This is a genomic window from Erwinia piriflorinigrans CFBP 5888 (assembly GCF_001050515.1).
Taxonomy (GTDB): Bacteria; Pseudomonadota; Gammaproteobacteria; order Enterobacterales; family Enterobacteriaceae; genus Erwinia; species Erwinia piriflorinigrans.
On the sequence record NZ_CAHS01000021.1, the window covers coordinates 301157 to 322247 of the forward strand.

Sequence of the window (21091 nt, forward strand, 5' to 3'; positions counted from 1 at the left end):
AGCTTTCTTATGAATTATAGCGGCGTGGTATCGCGGCAGACCCGCAGCGATAGACGTTTGCATCCCTGGCGCAATATTCACGGGACACATTCCTCACGTCGAGGCGTCACCGGATTAAAGGCAAACGTTTTCTATTTCACGCATAAAAACGCGTATTCAACATTACGCATTATTGTTGCCGCAGGTTAACGCTAAGCCAGAACTGTGGCTGGGGCGATGTGCCGCCAACAGAACTGAGGTTTGCAAGATGACGAGTTTTTGCAGGCAAACGATTATCCAGTGTTTTATGTCGCATTTTCAACACCTGTCCACGCTTAAATGACATTCTCTGGGCATACGCCCGCATCTGCCGTCAGCGTTAACAGATTACCGGGAAAAGCCCCGGTACTCTGCAAGGATTTTCTTATGACCGCTACGCGGTAAGGAAGGGGGCGAAGCATTTTCCGTCAGTGGCTGGGAAACCTTTTAGGAGAGATTAATCTCTCCGCCTTTATCCAGCGCTCGCTGCCAGGCCGCACGCTGTTGCACCTTCTCCAGCCAGGCCTGGATCGCCGGGCTGTCGGCAGCACCACCACGGGCGGAAAACGCCTGTAAGGGAAAGCTCATCTGCACGTCGGCAATGCTGAATCGACTGCCGGCAAACCACTCATGGCTGGCCAAATGCTGCTCGATAAACTGGCGATGTGTAGCCAGCTGGGGATCGATGTAGCCTTTCTGCACCCCTTTACCAAAGGCGCTGCCTATCGGTCGCAACAGCCACGGCACCGGTGCTTTGCCCATACGGCTAAAGATCAGCTTCATCACCAGCAGCGGCATCAACGAACCTTCGGCATAGTGCAGCCAGTAACGCGATTGTATTACCTCTTCATCGTCAAAAAGTTTCAGCCGATGCTCGGTGTCATATTGCGCTTCCAGATACTCCAGAATCGCCCCGGATTCGGCAACAACACGATTTTCATCGGTAATCACCGGGGATTTGCCCAACGGATGGACTTTTTTCAGATCTTCAGGAGCTAACATGCTGGCCTCACGCTGATAGCGTTTGATCTGGTACGGCACTTCCAGCTCTTCCAGCAGCCAAAGTACGCGCTGCGAACGTGAATTGTTCAGATGGTGCACGGTGATCATCATCACTCCTTAATATGGGCAAACAAACCATCAGTATAGGAGTTCAGACGCTTTTCACATCCAGCAGTATTGCCCCTGTCCCCTGTTCACTCAGGCGGTCGTCAGGATTCCGCAGCGGGCAATCCTCCATTGACAGGCAACCGCAGCCGATACAGCCGTCGAGATCGTCTCTTAGGTGGGTCAGCGTTTCAATGCGCCGATCCAGCTCATCGCGCCACTGCTGTGACAGCACCGCCCACTCTCTGGTGGTCATGCGCTTACCGGGAGAATACTGCATCAGGCTATCGCTAATAGTGGCGAGTGGAATGCCGATACGCTGGGCAATTTTAATCACCGCGACGCGGCGCAACACGTCACGGGTATAGCGCCGCTGGTTGCCCGCATTACGATGGCTGCTGATTAATCCTTTGCTTTCATAGAAATGCAGCGTTGATACCGCCACACCGCAGCGCTGCGCCACATCGCCTGGGGTCAGTTCGCGCTTATTAGGATTGTGGGGACTTTTTTTCATTTAGCACTTTACCTCAAGTTAACTTGAGGAATTATACTCACCGACCATCGAGACTGCGAGAGGGATCAATCCGTTTTCGCTAGAGACCTGGGAGAAAAGTGTATGCATGACGACATCATCAACACCCTGACCAACTGGATCGACAACAATCTGGGTAAAACCCTGTCGATAGATGAAGTAGCGGCAAAATCGGGCTACTCGAAGTGGCATCTACAGCGCATGTTCCGCACCGTCACAAAACAAACGCTGGGTGGGTATATACGGGAACGCCGTTTGACGCTGGCTGCCGAAGCGCTGCGCCAGAGCCAACGTCCGGTATTTGATATCGCCATGCAGTATGGCTATGACTCGCAGCAGACCTTCTCCCGGGTATTTCGTCGTCAGTTTTCGCAAACGCCAACAGATTACCGTAACACCATGCGCCGCCAGAGGTTACAACGCAGCAGCTGGAATTTTGACTGTAGTGACTACTCGGTCAATAGCCTGACCCGGCAGCCAAATAACAAAGCCTGCCCGACCTGCAACTGAACCATCACGCTGCCAGTACGCCCTGCGCGACTTCTGGGGGCCGTAGCAAAGAAGCGTTTGTCGACGTCATAAGCCAGACGCCTCTTGGCTGGGCGCTGCCATAGCACTCGCCATCCGCAGGGCTAACCCACTCTCCGGCAGGACACGACGCTGCTTTACGTCATGTCGGCACATCTGCGTTTTCCTACTCCTTGCGGTCCTGCAACCACATATCTCCCATCATCTGATTCAGCCCATTATCCAGCCCGGTGACCATCCCGGCTCCCGGGGTAAACGTTAGCTCGCCAAAATAGATATGTTCTTCATGGATATACCAGTCAACGCGAACATAGTCGAATTCAGCCGCCAGCCGTTGGCTAAGAAACAAAGCGCGCTCAAGTATTTTCCTTTCACCGCTAATCTCAAAACCGGTGTCACGGATTTTATAAAAGCAGTGTTGCAGGTTGTTAACATAGAAGTTCATTGATAGCCCGGAGCTCCCCTCCCGGTTATAGATGACCTGCAATACGTACTCGAAATGACCATTTTTCTTGTTAAACATATGAAATTTATAGTCAACTGCGGCAGATGCACCGTCACCAACGTACTGTTCCACCAGAATTCGCGGTTTGATATAGCGGTAATGGATCTCACGCGCATGGTGAGAAAAATCTTTTTTCAGCCACGCACGACAACGTTCAATCAGGCGCAGTGTCTGAATACGGTCGAGATCCTCCAGCACGATCTCGACCATTCCGGAACCGTGGTTAGGCTTGATCACGGTATTTTTAAGGCTCCCCAGACACAGCAACGTCATCGGGTCGTCGGAGTGATGAATTAATGGGATCAAATATTCTTCGCCGATGGTGCAAGCGATATATTCTCTCACCAGCAACTTATCCGATAAGTTGGCATAACGCATATGATCATCCTTGATATATTTTCGATAAAGAACTTTCTCATTGAACAGCTTTGGCTTTCGTATATTGGGTATTTTCTTGAACGTTTTGAAATAAAAAATCTTATCCTGGTAAAACCAAGGCATCTTTTTGAGCAGGTATATACACCCTTTTCTCATTTCCGCTTTGAAATTTAACATGCTCTAACTCATCTGTAGGTTTTGTAGTTGAGTGATGAAATGTGTATTTTTAAAATAATCCCATTCTTAAAAAAATAATTCATTATCGTCAGGGAAAACAGTTCAGTCATTAATACACTCCAGGCAGCCCCCTTTAATCCCCAGAAGAAAACAAAGCAGTAAGACATCAATAGCCCAACGATCGCCAACAGGATGTTTTTTTTCAGTAAATAATTTAAACCACCCTCTTTTACTATATAGCGCCAGGCTATCGTCCCCAGTGCCGAAAAGCAGGTTGCCAACGACAACAACGTCATCAGATCTGTCGAGGATGCATAGGCTGGCCCGTAAAGGACGTTAATGATGCGGTGCCCCACTAGCGCAATCACAGCAAGCATCAGGAGAGAAACTATCACCACATAACCATAAAGTCGTGAGGCCAGCTTTATCGCCATATGCGGTTTTGCTCTGAAAATATCAGAGAAACCTGATGTAATAATGGCCAACGGAATAAAGATCCATGAAGCCGCCACGGTGCTCGCGGCGTTAAACAGTCCCAGTTCATGAGTCGAGCCTAATCCTGTCAGAAAGAACTGTACCATTTTCACCTGAATAGAAATAAATATGCTGGAGATCGCCAAAGGCAAACCAGAACGTATCAGATAGCGCAGATAAGAGTGATTCTTGCGACGTGAAGTGAAGCTCAGAGCGTGAGTCCGGTAAAAGCACCTGCGCTTAATCAAGTATGGCAATAAGCTGGCGACAATCATCGATAGCGACAACCATACCGGACTGAGTTTATACCAGGCAATGCTAAAGCTGATAACAAAGCTGACTATCAGGCCTGTGACGTTGGCGATGGTATTTAAGCGCGAATTAAGGTGCACATTGTTATAGACGCTGAAAATATCCTGCGTGACAAAAAGAGTAGAAAAAAAAGCAGCCACGGCAAACACGATAAAATCAGCACCCATCATCAGCCAAATATATAGCAGAGCAGGCACTGAAAGTATGAGCAATAACACCATGCGCAATGATTTCACTGAGTTCATCAGCCGCATCCCTTTTTTCTGACAATCACTCATTGTTTTAAAGAGAATAGTCTCAGTACCAAAAATAGCGACAGTCTGAACAATGGAAAAAAGGGATACGGTAATGGCTACTTTCCCAAATATGTCAGGACCGAAAGATTTGGCCACGAATGAGGTAACAAAAATCACGCCGAAAATCGATGCTATTTTCTCGCTCATCATCCATGCGGCATTCAACATCGCACTGTATTTCATTGAAGCATCCTTTGTGTTTCCTGTTTTAAAGCACCACCAATACTTCCGTGTCCACAACTGAATCAACGCTGACTTAAACTCTGACGTAAAGTGAGTAACGAGAGCTGTCTTCCCCCCGGAGCACGAATTTTAACAGGACTGCCCCTCACCGCCGAAGAAGACTATTTTCTAATCGAAAGATAATTTCATGCCCATCATCCGCAGTTATCCCGTGCGATGATAGTCACTTATGGTTTTCACTTAACTCATGAGAACGACATTGAAGTTAGCACATTTTTTTTTAGCTTCCCGCTGGAGTTTTCCTAATTCTTCCTTTTTTACCAACTGATATGAGAGAAAGTTATAGCAAAAGACAGCAATATCAAAAGCCATCAAAACTATTTCTATAAATTTCGGATGAATCCCATAATGTTATTTTACTCATAATCCCCTAACGTAAGACATGACAACCTAATCAACTGATTATTCAGGTCTCGATAATATCTGAAAAAACAGATCCACCTATTAATGTAGTCATTCTTACCCCCGTATTGTTAAGAAAGGTAATGACATTTATGAGAAAGTCTCGATATACCGAAGAGCAAATCACCAGCGCCATTAAAGCTTCTGAAAACGGCACGAGCGTAAAAGATATCTGTGACACATTAAAAATTTCTGCGGCGACCTTGTATAGCTGGAAAAAGAAGTATGCCGGGCTTTCTTCAGAAAATGGACGAAAAATGAAAGACCTGGAGGAAAAACTGCATAATATTGAACGTGAGTTACGGGCTCTCTCATCAGACAAAGAGATGCTACAAAGCGTGCTCAAGCACTTTTTCACCACTAAAGATAAGCGGCAGGCGGTTAATTTTCTCCAGAATATCTATCAAATAGGTACACGCCGCAGCTGTCGCTTGCTGGATATCAGCCGCAGTGTTTACCACTATCCTAACAATGGTGAAAACTGATCGTGGTATCAATGCCAGTATGTCGATGTGTAAACCGATCAAATAAAAATATTCTTATGGCTGATTGAACATTCCCGATCGCCCTTCGTTGCGGAAAATTGCCGATGACTGGTTTAGCACCTGGCTCCGTTACCTGACTGCACCACCGAAAAATCAATAGCATCAACAGGTTCAGCGCGCGTTTATCTTTTTCACCCGGGTAAACGTGCCGCCATCAGCATCGCCATAACTTAACTATTTTTCAACGCTGCGTTGTTACGGTACTTCACACGTAAAGCGGTGGCCGATAAGCCTGATCACCTCGAAATAAGTATTAATCATACTTACCATTTAAGCCAATAACCCTGTCGTTAGTAGGCATTAGAGCTCATGTTACTTATTTTTAGCGATAGGCGATGCCGTCGGTATCCGTATCTTCAGCTGCTCTTTAAATCGTAAATTTGATTTACGGGTGGCATTTACGCACGAAGCACAGCACGAATAGGGGCCTTAACGCATTTCACCCAGGCTTGACAAGTCGCCCCGCGGGGATGCAAAAACGAAGGGATGACGCCCACCAGCCAGCCCTCATAGCCAGCAATGTCGGAAATAATTGACTCCAGCCCAGTCGCCCTTCATCCCTTGTGTGTGACACATTCACGCTGAATGAAATCGCCACCGCTAGCGTGCCGAGCAGACCGTGGCCAGGCACCAGAATAAGCACGAAATATCAAAATTAAACGAAACGCCAATAGATTTGATGTAGCGCGCAGTGTTCCACAGGCGTTGCGGCACCATTTATCTCCACCATGTTCCAATAAACCCCTCCTCATTTACTTTTAGTTTCTCATTAAAACCATGTCTGAAGCACTATTAAACCCACGCAGCGAAAGCGGATTTACGCTGTACTTAGCCCTGGTTACAGGAAGAATCACTCCCGACACGTTGTGGCATTCCCCCACTTATCGGGCCAAATTTTTGCTACGCTCGCTGGTGTTTCCACGGGCCAGCATGCGCCACCTGCATCAGTTGGCGGTGCTGCCGGAAATGCGTCATGCGCTGAATATTCAGGCCACGCTGCCCGGTAAAATACACCGACCTTATCTTTACCTGGGGTTATCCTCCTGCCAGCGCGCGCAGGCTTTAGGCCAGCATTACGCGTTTTTGCAGCAGCTTTCCCGTCACGCATTACGTCAGGCCATGCTGTCGCCGCAGCAAACTGAACTTGTTAGTTTCAGCGGTAAGGACGATACGCATTTCAAGGTGACTCTTGCCTGTAACGGTCGATGTGAACGCGAAGGCGAAGTCAATATGTCCCTCAGCTGTAATGATACGCTGTTGGCGATAGTGACGTTTTCGGTTATTCAGCGTGACGGACAGCGGGTATTACTTATTGGTGGAATGCAGGGCGCACACAGCGAAACGCCTCACGAAACGATCCGCCTGGCGACCCGTTCCTGTTATGGGCTGTTTCCTAAACGTGTGCTGTTAGAGATGGTTTCACTGCTGGCGCGTGCGACGGGGATCGGTGCTATTCAGGCGGTCAGTAATTGTGGGCACACCTATTACAGCCTCCGCTACCGCTACAAAAAGCGCGCCGTATTCCTCGCCAGCTATGATGAATTCTGGCAGTCGCTGAACGCTGAAAAGGTGTCACGCCAGCTGTGGCAACTGCCGCTGGAGTTCGCTCAGAAGACAATGGAGGAGATCCCCAGTAAGAAACGTGCTGAGTATCGCCGCCGTTATGAACTGCTGGAGGATCTGCGCCAGCAGTTCACACGTTTTCACTAACGGGAACTATTGTTCAGAGGATTCCGGCTGGACTTCGTCGATTTTCCAGCCATCGCGCTCGTGGACCAGCGTCACCAGCAGATGCTGCCTGTCGCTGGGATCGCGCCCGAGCGTGACATCACCTGCCGCCCGCTTACCGCTATAGGTAAAACTGCTGACGCTGACGTTATTGACCCAGCCATCACTGTAGTCCTGATCCTGTAGAAAATAGTCGTCATCCATGCCGTCCGGGCTTTTAATCAGCAGGTTAATTTTTTGCAGCAACCGCTGGGTGACATACTCATTTAACAGCGGATCGTGTTCATCGATCGGACTTTCTTCTTTACTCAGCGCCGTCAGATACCAGTTGTAAAAGGCCAGACTGGTGCTCTGAGGATCGTTATTATGCTCCGCCGCCGGCGCCCCAAAGGCGACGATCGCTGTCACCAGCATCAGCAACCACTTTTTCATGCAAACCACTCCGGATAACTCACGTCTTCATCCCCTTATCTATCATGCCTTCTGGTACGCCAGTGATTGTATTGAATTTAGCCGGCTAATCCACCTTCCCCCTCTACTTTGTGACTATTTTTAGTCATCGTTTATCGTAGATTAGGGGTGGACAGCCCCTTATGCAGGCAAACGTTCCGCGAATGCCCCTCGAAAAATCACCTCGCTTCCCGTTCAAGCCCGCTGCCAGGGGTAGTGTGCTCCGGCTAGCCGTCGATATCATGCTAAAGACCCGATTAATCACTTCGCCCCATATCGCGCTCACCTCGGAAATGATGGTGCCAGGGGGTGGGAACTTTCCGTTTCCCGCCGCGCATTTCATAGAATGTGATGGCGTAACCGCCGTTCACACCGGGCTTCAGCGCCAGATAATTGATCCACAGATCCCTGAGCTGCCCCCCGGTATCCTTTACCCGCACCTGAACACGCTTGCTGCTGGCATCGATCGCCAGCAGAGTGCCGTAGCGATCGTTTTGCGCAGCGGCGTCATCGCGGAACGTCAGCTGACGGGTGGTCGCTTCCAGCGTGCCTCTGCCTGTATTGACCACCGAACCCCAGGGACGCAAGTAGTTATTGTATCGCTGCCATTTATCATCGTTTCCTTCGACGTCATGTGCACTCTCCTGTTCTTCAGGCAGGCTATCCAGACGGTGGACTTCCAGCGGAATATCTCCCTTCGCAGCCATAAAGCTTGTGCGGTTTTCAAGCAGATCGTTGCTGCCGAGGTGCTGGTCACCACCGCGATAAAGCAACACACCATCACGATGGGTGAGCACCCCCGCCACTGACAGGTTCAAACAGTGCTGACTATGCAATGTACCGCCCTGGTTATCCAGCGTGCGAGCATTAAGGCTCAACGTTTCTCCACTCTGCACCAGCCCACCCTGATTCAGCAGAGCCAGCGCCGAACCGGCGCGTAAAGTGTCAGAATGAATGTGCAAATCGCCGTTGGCCTGAATATCGAACCCGGCCTGACCGCTGTTATCGAACTGTGCCACATTGAGCGCAAACATTCGGGTGGAGACCAGCTGGCCGGCCCGGTTATTCAGCCTGGTCGCATTGAGCGTCAGCGTATCGCCGCTGTGCAGCTTATCTCGCTGATTATCTAGCGATCCGGCACGATAAACGCCGACGCCCTTACTGTTCAGCCTGCCGTCCGCGTTGTCCAACTGCGCAGCCGCCAGGCTTAGCCCATCGTAGCTGCTGAAGACTCCCCAACGGTTAGCCACCTGCTCTGCGGCGATGTGCTGGTTGCCGTTGCTGCGTATGGCTCCCCTGTCGTTATCCAGTAACCCCATAATGCCCAGCCTGAGTTGCTGTCGGCTGTCCACGGCTCCAGCGGTATTGAGCAGCGACTGCGCGTTAAGCTGTAATCCTTCCCCGCTCTGCACTCTGCCGTGGCGGTTGTCCAGCGCCTGCTTCAAGTCCAGCCGCATCGCCTTCTGACTGTAGAACAGACCGCCCAGCTGGTTATCTGCCCTCTGGGCAGCCACGGTGAGCCTGCCGCCGGACAGTAGCTGCCCATCCCGATTATCCAGATTGCCGCTAAAGGGCTCCCTGGCTGAACCTTTCAGGTTCAGCGGCCCCGTGGCGCTCAATTTTCCACTGCGATTATCGGTGTCTGACACGATGTGGAGATCCAAACCCCCGGCAGACTGCACCACGCCGTTGGCGTTATCCAGTACGGTTGCCGTGATCGCCGCATCCTCCAGGCTTTGGATTCGGCCCTCGCGATTGTTGATGTCGTCACTGACGGCGTCCCAGCCACCTTGACTGCCAATTCGTCCCTGCATATTGAAGATATGTGGCGCATGCAGCCTCTGTGAGCGTTTGCTAAAAATTCGGCCGCTGCCGTTATCCAGCCCGGCGGTGAAGTCCATTTCCAGGCTGTCGAGCGTATTAACGACCCCCTGTGCATTATGCAGATCGGCGGCGTGCACCACGGTACGGCCATTCCCGGTCAGCGTTCCCCCTTGGTTATTCCAGTCGCCTGCCAACCGTAACGAAAGCGCCTGCTGGCTTGACACCATGCCGCGCTGGCGGTTGGTCAACTCCTTGCCCTGCAAGGAGAGGTCGCCTGCGCTTTGCAGCGAGCCGCCGTCATTATCCAGCCTGCTGGTCGTCCCGCCCTGCCAACTCAGACCCTGCTGCGCCGTGATCTTTCCACCCTGATTACTGACATCGCCAATGCTGTTCAGGATCATTTCGCCACCTGATTGCAACCTGCCACCGTCGTTGTTGAAGCGACGGGCTGCCGCATTGACCTGGCTGCCGCCCTGCGCGGCTCCGCCACGGTTCTCCCAGTCGCCATCGGTACGCACAACCAACGCCTCACCGGCCTCAAGCAGACCCTTTGTGTTGTCCAGCGCCAGTTTTATTGTCAGGTTGAGTTCCCGTAGCGCAATGATTTTGCCCAGCAGATTACCCAACCGCTGTGCGGTCAGTTCCAGCCTTTCGCCGCTGATTGCGCCGCTATGATTATCTGCCGCCTCCGAGGCACGAAGCATCAGCCGCTTGCCGGACAGTAGCCTGCCTTGATCATTGTCTATGGCCCGTGCGACAAGTGTCGTCGCGCTTCCTCCCTGTATCGTACCGCCACGGTTATTCACTTCGCCTCGGGTGCGTATATTCATGGCCTCACCGGCAGCCAGCAGCCCTTGCGCATTGTCCAGCGCCTTAACGGCGTACAGGTTCAATCCCTGGAGAGCAATGACGCTGCCCTGCGTATTGGCAAAATAGTGCGTGGTCAGATCGAGTCGCTGTGCACTGATTTCACCCGCGCGATTGTCCAGTCCCTGCCGGGTGGAAAGGTTCAGATCGCCCTGACCGATCAGCTGTCCCTGCACGTTATTGACGTGCTGCGTGGCGATTTGCAGCTGCCCGCCGTTGATGATGCCGGAGCCGTTATTAACGGCCCCCCCGACATTGATGTTCAACAGAGCCCCCGACAGCAGCTCTCCGCGAGCGTTATGAATATCGCCGCCAACGGTCAGATTCAGTGCTAACCGGCTATAGACGCTGCCGTACTGGTTAGCCAGACTGCCGACGTCAAGCGTCAGATCGCCGTTGCTGCCCAGCTCGGCGTCACGATTATCCAGCGCGCCATGCAGCGCGAAACGGCTCTTTCCACTACCTTGTTGAGACCAGATGGCGTTCTGGTTGAACAGCCTGTTCGCATGAATATCCCACTGATTGGCGGTGATCTGCGCCTGCTGCGCCTCGACATTGCCCGTTGTCTTAATGCCAAGTTTTCGGCTGTTCACCTTCGCCTGGCGCAGCACCACACCGCCAGACTGTGCGCTAATCATCGCCCGATCAGCCACCAGCTGGCTCTGACTGATATCAATCCGGCGGCCGCTCAGATTCACGTCTTTGCGACTCAACAAGCTGCCGTTGACACGAATATCCTCCATGCTGGTCAGGGTCAAATCTGCTGTATCTATCAGCTGGTCGTTAGCATCGCTGCCGGACAGCAAATGCCCGCGACTGTGAATACCGCGATTGCCCTTGAGTTGTACGTCACCTGCCGCCGACAGCGTACCGGACTGTTTCAGCGCACCGGTGCGGCTTACAACAGACAACCTGCTGCCGCTGTGCAACTTGCCGTGATGTTCGACATCGTCCCGGGCGGCAAAGCTAATCTCTCCGCCTGCCTGGGTCACCCCCTCCAGGTCTGCGGATTGCCAGACAAGTTTCCCTTCACTGCCAACGCTTAGCGTTTTGCCCGCCTGCAAACGCCCGCCCTGATTGCGAACCCCCACCCCGGCTTCGGTACCGACCATGCGGATATGGCCGCTGTACATGCCGCCCATCTGTCCCATGTCTATCGCCAGCTCGGGTGACTTGCCGTCAGCAGCTTGGGCGATAATGCGCTGACCGTCAGCACTGACATGATTGCGCCCTGCCACCACGGTAAGCTCTTTTTGCGCCCAGATCCCGGCATTCACCTCCACCGCACGCGCCAGCACATCGACATATTCGGTGTCATGGCGTGCGTCGCCATTCAATCCATCGCCTTCAATACGTATCACGCCGCGCTCAACCGCGTGGCCTGCCAGACCGCCATCGGCTTTCAGCTGCGGCTTGCCGGTTGTCAACGTCATACGCCCGGCATTAATCGTGCCGCAACCGCTACACACAATCCCCGCAGGATTGGCGACAATCACCTGCGCACGCTTCCCTGCAACCTCAATAAAACCGCGCAGCTGGCTCGGATCAGGGCTGTTAACCTCATTGAGAATCACTTTTGCCGGAGTGGAATTGAGATTGGGGTTGCCCTGCACCATCCCGACCAACCGGGTTGACGTCGTCACGGCTGAGTTATTGAGAACGATCCCTTTCTGACCAACGTCGAACTGCTGGTACTGGTTATGTGATACGCCAGCCTGATTGGGGGCGGTGATATTGACCTGCGGCACGCCATTATGGGTGGTGATCACCTGCGGACGCTGGCCGGGTGTCGCCGCTCCGTCCGTCACAATGCCATCGGCCGCTGCCGGGCCGGTAAACAGCGCCAGTAACCGCACCAGGCTGCGAACCGTCATTAACGAGCGCGGTTCGCGAATATTACCGTACTGCCCTCGTTGATTAATGCGCCCGGGTGACCGTTTAGCCACTCCCCGCCGCGCTTTGCCAGCGCGGCTAAAGATAAAACGGTAACGGTGTTTAGTCATGATGTTCATCCTTGAAAGAGGGCTGTTATTTCAGTTTTAAGCGCCAGGCGTTGAACAAGTAGGGAGCGTCAAATTTCCATATTGATGCTGAAGCCTAAGACAGCAGATGAAGTGTGGAATGACCGTGGCTTAGCCAGTGGCGTACCGGTAAACAGCTCATAGCGGAGACGGTCCCACAGCGCGCCGCGTACGCCTAATGCACTGCCTGTCAGCTGATGTCCGGCCAGATAGCGGGTGCCCGCACCATCAACACGCCCGTAATCAACAGCGGCGTAAATCTCATGCCCGCGAGCCAACACATCCCATGCCAGCTCGTTACGCCAGAGTATCCCCATTTCACCGGACAGCATCTGTTCCCCGTCAAACCCACGTACCGTGTAACGCCCGGCGATCGCCATGCGATCCTGTGGCGTCAGCGCATAAAGACTCCACTGCCCGCGCAGGCTGGTGAAATAACGCCAGGGCTGGTCGTTCAGGGTGAAGGGCTGATTCAGGCTGATATTACCCAGCGCAACGCCGCTACGAGCGCTACCGCTGTGCGTATCCTCTTCAGGCGCCCGGAGAGCGCCTAATGCGGCGGTACCTCGCCGCCAGTTCAAACCCGCTTCCAGCGAAGCGGAACCCAGGTAGCTGCGCTGACTGAGGCCCAGTTCCCAGCCGGCGGTACGTCGCCGCTGCTGTTCAATATCTATATCATTGACTGCATTAGTAGAGTGACGCCGCCATACGCGCATACTGAGCGTGGTTTTGTGCTGCTGATTGCGAAACAGCAGGCGGGACAACGTGAACTGTACATTGTCACTCTTGCCCCGATAGGTCAGCACCTCGCTGGCGTTGGCGATATTCTGGTAATAGGTGTAGTGGTTGTAGTTGGCGGAAAAACCCCAGTAGCCAACGGGAAAGAAGTAATTCAGGGTATGAGAGCGATTACCGAACGGGCCGGGCTGCAACAGATCCTTACCGATGTTGGCATAGAACAGATCGTTTTGAGCTAAGGGCGCATCCACCGCCAGCGTGGCGGAGCCGAGATAACGGCCGGTGCTCTCAGAACCGCTGTCGTCCAGCCCCAGGTTAAGCCGCACCGGGCGGCTCTCTTTCCAACTTACAGACAGATCGCTGGTCGCATCCTGCTGGCCTGGCACAATGTGGATATCGGCAGTGGCGCTGGGTACGCGGTTGAAATTCTCCAGACCTTGTTCAATCGCCCGCAGATTGAGAATTTCACCCGGCGAGACCGGGATCGCATTCCACAGCCGCGCACGCCAGCCGATCGCATCCTCAAACTGGATATCGCCAATACGGCCGGGCAGCAGGGTCAACGTCAGTCCCCCTTTAGTCAGATCCTGTTCCTGCGCGATCGCTCGGGTTGTGACATAGCCTCTGGCGAGAACCGCGTTCTGTATCTTATTAATCATCAGCAGGATATGTTCGCCGTCCAGGCAAAGACCTTTCTCCTCTTCGGCGGCATCCAGCGCCCATTGAAAGCGGGCGGCGGAATCCCCCTCCAGGCGCAGCGTATTGATGGTAACGCAAGAACGTTCGTTGACGGGATAATCAGGCAATGTCACTTCAGGGCGTGCTGGACGCACATCGCTTTCCGGGGCGTTTTGCTGTTGTAAGAGACGCTCGCGCATCTGTTGACGCTGCTTTTCCTGCGTGTCGAGGATAACCCCCTGCAAAATATCACTTTCGGATATCAACGCAGCCACGGAGGAAAGAGAAAAAATGAGTAAAATGCCGTTAAATACGGGAATAACGATCGTCAACCGTAATAAACGTAATGGTTCAGCTATCAAATTGAAAATCCATTTTCACAAGCGAAACTTAATGTCAGTTTCAATAATTATCCATTCGATCAATTAAAAAGCAAGATAACAATAGTTATTTTGGATTATTGGTATCAATACAAAAATAATCGTAAAAGGAAAGACTCTTTTTTTTCTTTTTACTCCAGCCGGGTCAGGACAAGTGTGAAATTATCTGGAAAAACTTTTATAAACAGCCAGAAAAGGAGATCGCTCAAAGATGCCCCTGCGCCCAACAAGAGCGAAGACAGTGAGCAGGGCGAAAATTTTTCGCATAAATATATTAATGGGACCAGGACAAAACGCACACCGGAAAATGGCGCTTATCGCGATCGCTGAAAGGTATTTATCCTGTAGTTTATTTAATTAAAAAAGCCTCCGATAAATCGGAGGCTTATGATTTATTCTTTACTCAATAATTATAGGGAAACGTCAGAACGGAATATCGTCGTCAAAGTCGATTGGCGGCTCATTATTTGCTGGCGCGCTGTTCTGCTGTGGCTGCTGCTGCGGACGTGCCTGCTGTGTGCCGCCGCTAAACTGATTGCCGCCCTGTGGCTGCTGTGGCTGGCCCCAGCCATTATTGTTGCCGCCGCTCTGACCACCGGCCGGTGCACCGCCGCCCTGGCCTTTCCCGCCCAACATCTGCATGGTGCCACCCACGTTAACGACAACTTCAGTGGTGTACTTTTCAACGCCAGCCTGGTCAGTCCATTTACGGGTTTGCAGTGCGCCTTCAATATAAACCTGAGAACCTTTGCGCAGGTACTCACCGGCCACTTCAGCCAGCTTGCCGAACAAGACCACACGGTGCCATTCGGTTTTTTCTTTGGTTTCACCGGTCTGCTTATCACGCCAGCTTTCGGACGTGGCCAGTGTGATGTTGGCAACGGCGCCGCCATTCGGCATGTAGCGGACTTCCGGATCCTGCCCCAGATTTCCCACTAAAATTACTTTGTTTACGCCTCTGCTGGCCATGATGCTGTCTCCGATTAATGTTCTTCTTAAAGTATACGTGCAAAATTCTATCATGTGACTTGTGATAAAGACACGCTATGACGGCGCAGTTTCAGGCTGCCATCGCAAAGTTGTTATTTTACTCGCTTCATTGCAGGCAGTGATGGAATGAGCATCGCAAAGGTTGTCTACCGGCATAGCACCTGCGGCCAAAACACTGGTTATCCATTCAGGTTTTTTTGTGCCATACTAATTCGTTTCTTTCTGGCCGTGCCAGCCTGGCATGGTGAGGTTTATGCTAATCCGGGGATTGTGAATGGAAAACATCGAAGTACGGGGTGCCCGCACCCACAATTTGAAAAACATTAACCTGACCATTCCGCGCGATAAGCTGATCGTTGTCACCGGGCTGTCAGGTTCAGGCAAATCGTCGCTGGCGTTTGACACGCTTTATGCTGAAGGACAACGACGCTACGTTGAGTCGCTTTCTGCCTATGCGCGTCAGTTTCTTTCGCTAATGGAAAAGCCGGACGTCGACCATATCGAAGGGCTGTCACCGGCGATTTCGATTGAGCAGAAATCCACATCACATAACCCGCGTTCTACCGTCGGGACCATCACCGAAATTCATGATTACCTGCGCCTGCTGTTTGCCCGCGTGGGCGAACCACGCTGCCCGGATCACGACGTCACGCTGGCGGCACAAACCGTCAGCCAGATGGTGGATAACGTGCTTTTACAGCCGGAAGGACGCCGTCTGATGCTGCTGGCCCCTATTGTGAAAGACCGCAAGGGCGAGCACAGCAAAACGCTGGAAAACCTTGCCAGCCAGGGATATATCCGCGCACGTATTGACGGCGAAGTCTGCGATTTGTCAGATCCTCCGAAGCTGGAATTGCAGAAAAAACATACTATCGAGGTCGTGGTCGATCGCTTCAAGGTGCGTGACGATCTGACGCAGCGTCTGGCTGAATCGTTTGAAACCGCGCTGGAACTCTCCGGCGGCAGCGCCGTGGTCGCCGATATGGACGATACCAACGCTGAAGAGCTGCTGTTCTCGGCCAACTTCGCCTGCCCAATTTGTGGTTACAGTATGAACGAGCTGGAACCACGCCTGTTCTCCTTTAACAACCCGGCCGGTGCCTGCCCTACCTGTGACGGGCTGGGAGTACAGCAGTATTTTGATCCCGACCGCGTCGTGCAGAATCCCGAGTTATCGCTATCTGGCGGCGCTATTCGCGGCTGGGATCGTCGTAACTTCTACTATTTCCAGATGCTGCGCTCGCTGGCAGAACATTTGGAATTTGATATTGAAGCACCGTTTAACAGCCTTGACGATCGCTCACGCAAGGTGATCCTGTACGGTTCTGGCAAAGAAAATATCGAATTCAAATACGTTAATGACCGTGGCGATACCTCCGTTCGCCGCCACCCGTTTGAAGGTGTGCTGCACAATATGGAGCGCCGCTACAAAGAGACCGAATCCTCTGCGGTGCGCGAAGAGCTGGCGAAATACATCAGCAACCGCTCCTGTACCAGCTGTCATGGCACGCGCCTGCGCCGTGAAGCGCGTCACGTCTTTGTGGAGAACACCACGCTGCCGACCATTTCGGATATGAGCATCGGCCATGCAATGGCGTTCTTCCAGAATATGAAGCTGAGCGGTCAACGCGCTAAAATCGCCGAAAAAGTGCTGAAAGAGATCGGCGACCGCCTGAAATTCCTCGTTAACGTGGGCCTCAACTATCTGTCAATGTCGCGCTCTGCGGAGACGCTATCCGGCGGTGAAGCACAACGTATCCGCCTGGCCAGCCAGATCGGCGCGGGTTTGGTCGGCGTGATGTACGTGCTGGATGAACCTTCCATTGGTTTGCATCAGCGTGACAACGAGCGCCTGCTGGAAACCCTCGTCCACTTGCGCAATCTCGGTAATACCGTGATCGTGGTAGAGCACGATGAAGATGCCATTCGCGCCGCTGACCACGTTATTGATATCGGTCCCGGTGCCGGGGTGCATGGCGGTCAGATTGTGGCTGAAGGTACGGTCGACGACATTATGGCTGTCGAAGAGTCTCTGACCGGGCAGTTCCTCAGCGGCAAGCGCGGCATTTCCATCCCCAAAGAGCGGGTGAAGGGCGATCCGGCGAAGATATTGAAACTTAGCGGTGCCAGCGGCAACAATCTGAAGGATGTTACCCTGACGCTGCCGGTCGGGCTGTTCACCTGTATTACCGGCGTTTCGGGGTCCGGTAAGTCAACGCTGATCAATGATACCTTGTTCCCGATTGCCCAGCGCCAGCTGAACGGCGCGACGATTGCCGAAGCGGCACCATATCGCGCGATCGCCGGAATGGAGCACTTCGATAAGGTCATCGATATTGATCAAAGTCCTATTGGTCGTACCCCGCGATCCAACCCGGCGACCTATACCGGCATATTCACCCCGGTACGTGAGTTGTTTGCCGGCGTGCCGGAATCACGTACTCGCGGCTATACGCCCGGACGTTTTAGCTTCAACGTGCGTGGCGGGCGGTGTGAAGCCTGTCAGGGAGATGGCGTGATCAAGGTAGAGATGCACTTCCTGCCGGATATCTACGTCCCCTGCGATCAGTGCAAGGGCAAGCGCTATAACCGTGAAACGCTGGAAGTAAAATATAAGGGAAAGAACATTCACGAAGTGCTGGAAATGACGATTGAAGAAGGACGTGAGTTTTTTGATGCCGTCCCGGCGCTGGCACGTAAGCTACAAACCCTTATGGATGTGGGCCTGTCTTATATTCGTCTTGGTCAGTCAGCTACCACGCTGTCCGGCGGTGAAGCGCAACGCGTGAAGCTGGCGCGTGAACTGTCAAAACGGGGTACCGGACAGACGCTGTACATTCTGGATGAACCCACAACTGGTCTGCATTTTGCGGATATCCAGCAGCTGCTGGCAGTCCTTCACCAGTTACGCGACCAGGGCAACAGCATTGTGGTCATTGAACACAACCTTGACGTGATCAAAACTGCTGACTGGATTGTCGACCTCGGCCCGGAGGGCGGCAGCGGTGGCGGAGAGATCCTCGTGTCGGGGACGCCGGAAACCGTTGCGCAGTGTGAACGTTCACACACCGCACGCTTTCTGAAGCCTCTGCTGGCTAACTAACACCATCGCTACAGGGCCAGCCTTGTAGCGGTATGCTCTCACGCGGTCGGGCAATGCCCGGCCTGTTTTTTCGTAAAGAGTTTTTCCCGCTGTTTATCCCTCTTTTATGACCTTTAGCACGCATTCTTGCAGGATCAGGCAAAATTTAGCGAGTTTTGGACATACTCCGATCCCCATTCCCTGACTATGCTTAGTCTTTGCCATTGTGCGGAAAAGGGATGCATTCGCCTGCCCGTTCCGGCAATGATGGCCACTGCGCCACATCATCAATAACTGGAGACACCCATGAATATTACGCACGCTTATGCTGCCAAGGACGCAAAATCTCCGCTGGCTCCTTTTAATTATCAGCCGCGCGAACTGCGCGAACATGATGTGCAGATTGAAGTACTGTATTGCGGCGTCTGCCACTCAGACCTGCACCAGGCGCGTAACGAATGGCACAACACCGTCTTCCCAGTGGTGCCTGGCCATGAAATTGTGGGCCGTGTCACTGCGGTCGGCGCACATGGCCATAAGTATCAAGTCGGCGATCTGGTGGGCGTTGGCTGTATGGTTGACTCCTGTCGTACCTGCGACAGCTGTCAGGAAGACCTTGAACAGTACTGCGAAGAAGGCTTTGTCGGCACTTATAATGGTCAGGATCGCATCAGCGGCGATATCACCTTCGGCGGCTACGCGACTCAGGTGGTCGTGCATGAGGACTTTGTACTGCGTGTACCGACTAACCTCGATCCGGCGGGTACTGCCCCACTGCTGTGCGCAGGCATCACCACCTTCTCTCCACTGCATCACTGGGGCGTCGGCCCGGGTAAAAAAGTCGGTATCGTCGGCCTCGGCGGCCTCGGCCATATGGGCGTGAAAATTGCACATGCGATGGGCGCACACGTCGTACTGTTCACGACCTCACCGTCAAAAATTGACGATGGCAAACGCCTGGGTGCAGACGAGGTCGTGATCTCTAAAGATGCCGACCAGATGGCGCAACATGCCAATAGTTTTGACTTCATTCTGAATACCGTTGCCGCTCCGCACGACCTGAACCCGTTTATTACACTGCTGCGCCGGGATGGCACCATGACGCTGGTTGGCGTCCCTGAACATGACCATCCGTCACCACAGGTGTTCAACCTGGTCTTTAAACGTCGTAGCGTTGCGGGTTCACTGATCGGTGGGATCAAAGAGACGCAGGAGATGTTGGATTTCTGCGGTAAGCACAACATCACCTCCGATATTGAGATGATTAAAATTGACCAGATTAACGATGCCTACGAGCGTATGCTAAAAAGCGACGTTAAGTATCGTTTCGTGATCGATATTGACTCCCTACGCGCCTAATCCACAAATAAACCGCCCCTGAGACAGGGGCGCTGCGAACCCATTCTGGAAAAAAATGAACGCCAGGGTGGGTTTATCTGGATGATTTTACAGTTTATCTCATTACGAAGTCACCAACCCTTCCGACTGATCATAGCCAGAGCCAGGCGGACATACCACTCCCCACCTGCATTCCCTCCCTACAAAATGTGCCAAGCCCCTCCCCAGCCATTCAATAAAACCTCGCCTTTACCTCTCAAAAACAGCGAGCATTTCTCTGCTTTACCAATGCCGAATCAGGTATTAATAACGCACTTCAATAAAAAACAGTGATTAACAGGGTAAATGAGTTTAATTTCTAAATAAAATTGAAGAGTATTATTTTTTTCGCATCCGTTTGCGCAGCAGAAAAATGAGGGGGGGTATAAAATTTGAAAATATAAAACAGTCTAACAAATTTACCATGATGGACATCGAAGCCAAAAAAAATAGTCACGATTTAATCACTTCTCCTTCCCCGCATTAATTGTAACAAATAATTTCCTTTGATTTTTCCCGTCTAAATGAGTTCTGTATTCTAATAATAGTACTTAGACTTTTATAATCATAATTACCCTATGAAATTTAAGAATTTTATTTATCAGGCATGACAAATTAAACACGACTCCTCCGATCGATAGACATTATTTTGATTCGCAAAACCTATTAATAGTCTCTGTTTTAACGGTTTTGACGAATTACCTGTTTTATGTACAATTGCACTCGGTGAACAATAAAGTCACCTGTCAGCAATATTGGCCGTTCGGCAACAAAGATATTTGGTACTTCAGAAAATCTGACCAGCACCCATAGGGTGATTTTTTTAAGTCGGAAAAACTGAGTACTCGCTGCCTGAAATTAAATAATTACCTTGAATTTCGTGGATTAAAGAATAAAAAAACTATCCAAGGATGAAGCTCTATGAGAGATGGAACTGCTTTTTGTGATACTCAATCCAATGTCTTTATTTTTGGCTCTACAGAGACGGTTGGGATAAGAAAACCCTCTTTATTAAGTCGTAGCACCTATGTTGATTTTATAAAAAATAAACTCACTCTATATAACTTTGATAGCAAAAAAACATTATTCTCAACGTCATATATTACTGCTAAAGAAATCCATTCCGTGATGATATTCAGGTTGAGTGTGATGCTGTTTTTCATAATAAAACAGGCAGCAGATCATTATGCCTGCACTTTTTTTCTCCTGTCTTATTCATCCTTAGCCTTAGCAAACTGCCAGATGACTCTCCGTATGAGAAAAATTAGCCCTTCTCTTTCTTACGAAGAACAAGTAGTTAAAACTTAACACAACCAGTCGATGGGCGCTTTTTCCTCAAATGTGCAATCTCCCATGTTATCCAGTAACCGAATCGCACAGAGATAACTAACGATTACGTATGAAAGATAAAAAACGATATTTTAGACACAAACGAAAAT

At 51.6% G+C, this 21091-nt stretch carries 14 protein-coding genes and 1 pseudogene; 6 read left to right on the top strand and 9 right to left on the bottom strand.

The features are described 5' to 3' along the window. Positions 1 to 169 precede the first annotated feature (169 nt). From EPIR_RS19225 to soxR, 3 genes are all read right to left on the bottom strand, one after another. On the bottom strand, positions 170 to 295 hold the full coding sequence (locus EPIR_RS19225; RefSeq protein ID WP_277302539.1) for a hypothetical protein: 126 nt from the start codon (positions 293 to 295) through the stop codon (positions 170 to 172). Positions 296 to 465: 170 nt separating this feature from the next. After that, positions 466 to 1128, bottom strand: a complete 663-nt coding sequence (locus EPIR_RS15785; protein ID WP_023656492.1) for a glutathione S-transferase — start codon at positions 1126 to 1128, stop codon at positions 466 to 468. Between the two features lie 43 nt (positions 1129 to 1171). Beyond that, complete coding sequence (gene soxR, locus EPIR_RS15790) at positions 1172 to 1639, bottom strand: redox-sensitive transcriptional activator SoxR (RefSeq protein ID WP_023656493.1); 468 nt, start codon at positions 1637 to 1639, stop codon at positions 1172 to 1174. 102 nt (positions 1640 to 1741) lie between these two features. Here soxR and soxS point away from each other — a divergent pair, with 102 nt between their 5' ends. After that, positions 1742 to 2167 (top strand): superoxide response transcriptional regulator SoxS, encoded by a 426-nt coding sequence (soxS, locus tag EPIR_RS15795; RefSeq protein WP_023656494.1) that lies wholly within the window; start codon positions 1742 to 1744, stop codon positions 2165 to 2167. Between the two features lie 190 nt (positions 2168 to 2357). On the opposite strand, the pseudogene EPIR_RS15800 reads toward soxS, so the two are convergent. Then, positions 2358 to 3245 (bottom strand): annotated as a pseudogene (locus EPIR_RS15800) (ATP-grasp fold amidoligase family protein); the annotation flags it as partial. A gap of 8 nt (positions 3246 to 3253) precedes the next feature. Continuing rightward, the gene (locus EPIR_RS15805; RefSeq protein ID WP_023656496.1) at positions 3254 to 4510 is read right to left on the bottom strand and encodes an oligosaccharide flippase family protein; all 1257 of its coding nucleotides are present in this window, start codon (positions 4508 to 4510) and stop codon (positions 3254 to 3256) included. Positions 4511 to 5055: 545 nt separating this feature from the next. Here EPIR_RS15805 and EPIR_RS15810 point away from each other — a divergent pair. Both EPIR_RS15810 and EPIR_RS15815 read left to right on the top strand, forming a co-directional pair. Next, complete coding sequence (locus tag EPIR_RS15810; protein WP_157037541.1) at positions 5056 to 5457, top strand: transposase; 402 nt, start codon at positions 5056 to 5058, stop codon at positions 5455 to 5457. A gap of 837 nt (positions 5458 to 6294) precedes the next feature. Next, complete coding sequence (locus tag EPIR_RS15815; protein WP_023656500.1) at positions 6295 to 7227, top strand: VirK/YbjX family protein; 933 nt, start codon at positions 6295 to 6297, stop codon at positions 7225 to 7227. Between the two features lie 6 nt (positions 7228 to 7233). Here the strand turns inward: EPIR_RS15815 and EPIR_RS15820 are convergent, their stop codons facing one another. From EPIR_RS15820 to ssb1, 4 genes are all read right to left on the bottom strand, one after another. Next, positions 7234 to 7677 carry a DUF3828 domain-containing protein gene (locus EPIR_RS15820; protein ID WP_023656501.1) on the bottom strand — a complete coding sequence of 148 codons (444 nt, stop codon included), beginning with the start codon at positions 7675 to 7677 and terminating at the stop codon, positions 7234 to 7236. 275 nt (positions 7678 to 7952) lie between these two features. Continuing rightward, positions 7953 to 12389, bottom strand: coding sequence for a filamentous hemagglutinin N-terminal domain-containing protein (locus EPIR_RS15825; RefSeq protein ID WP_048697872.1), 4437 nt, complete (start codon positions 12387 to 12389; stop codon positions 7953 to 7955). A gap of 68 nt (positions 12390 to 12457) precedes the next feature. Then, positions 12458 to 14143 carry a ShlB/FhaC/HecB family hemolysin secretion/activation protein gene (locus tag EPIR_RS15830; RefSeq protein ID WP_048697924.1) on the bottom strand — a complete coding sequence of 562 codons (1686 nt, stop codon included), beginning with the start codon at positions 14141 to 14143 and terminating at the stop codon, positions 12458 to 12460. A gap of 483 nt (positions 14144 to 14626) precedes the next feature. Next, the gene (ssb1, locus tag EPIR_RS15835) at positions 14627 to 15172 is read right to left on the bottom strand and encodes a single-stranded DNA-binding protein SSB1 (RefSeq protein WP_023656504.1); all 546 of its coding nucleotides are present in this window, start codon (positions 15170 to 15172) and stop codon (positions 14627 to 14629) included. Positions 15173 to 15467: 295 nt separating this feature from the next. On the opposite strand from ssb1, the gene uvrA reads away from it, so the two are divergent. The 3 genes from uvrA to EPIR_RS15850 all read left to right on the top strand — a co-directional run bounded on the left by uvrA (position 15468) and on the right by EPIR_RS15850 (position 20960). Further along, positions 15468 to 18296 (top strand): excinuclease ABC subunit UvrA, encoded by a 2829-nt coding sequence (gene uvrA, locus EPIR_RS15840; RefSeq protein ID WP_023656505.1) that lies wholly within the window; start codon positions 15468 to 15470, stop codon positions 18294 to 18296. Between the two features lie 285 nt (positions 18297 to 18581). Further along, positions 18582 to 19634, top strand: coding sequence for an NAD(P)-dependent alcohol dehydrogenase (locus tag EPIR_RS15845; RefSeq protein WP_023656507.1), 1053 nt, complete (start codon positions 18582 to 18584; stop codon positions 19632 to 19634). 939 nt (positions 19635 to 20573) lie between these two features. Further along, on the top strand, positions 20574 to 20960 hold the full coding sequence (locus EPIR_RS15850; RefSeq protein ID WP_048697874.1) for a hypothetical protein: 387 nt from the start codon (positions 20574 to 20576) through the stop codon (positions 20958 to 20960). The last annotated feature ends 131 nt before the right edge of the window (positions 20961 to 21091 follow it).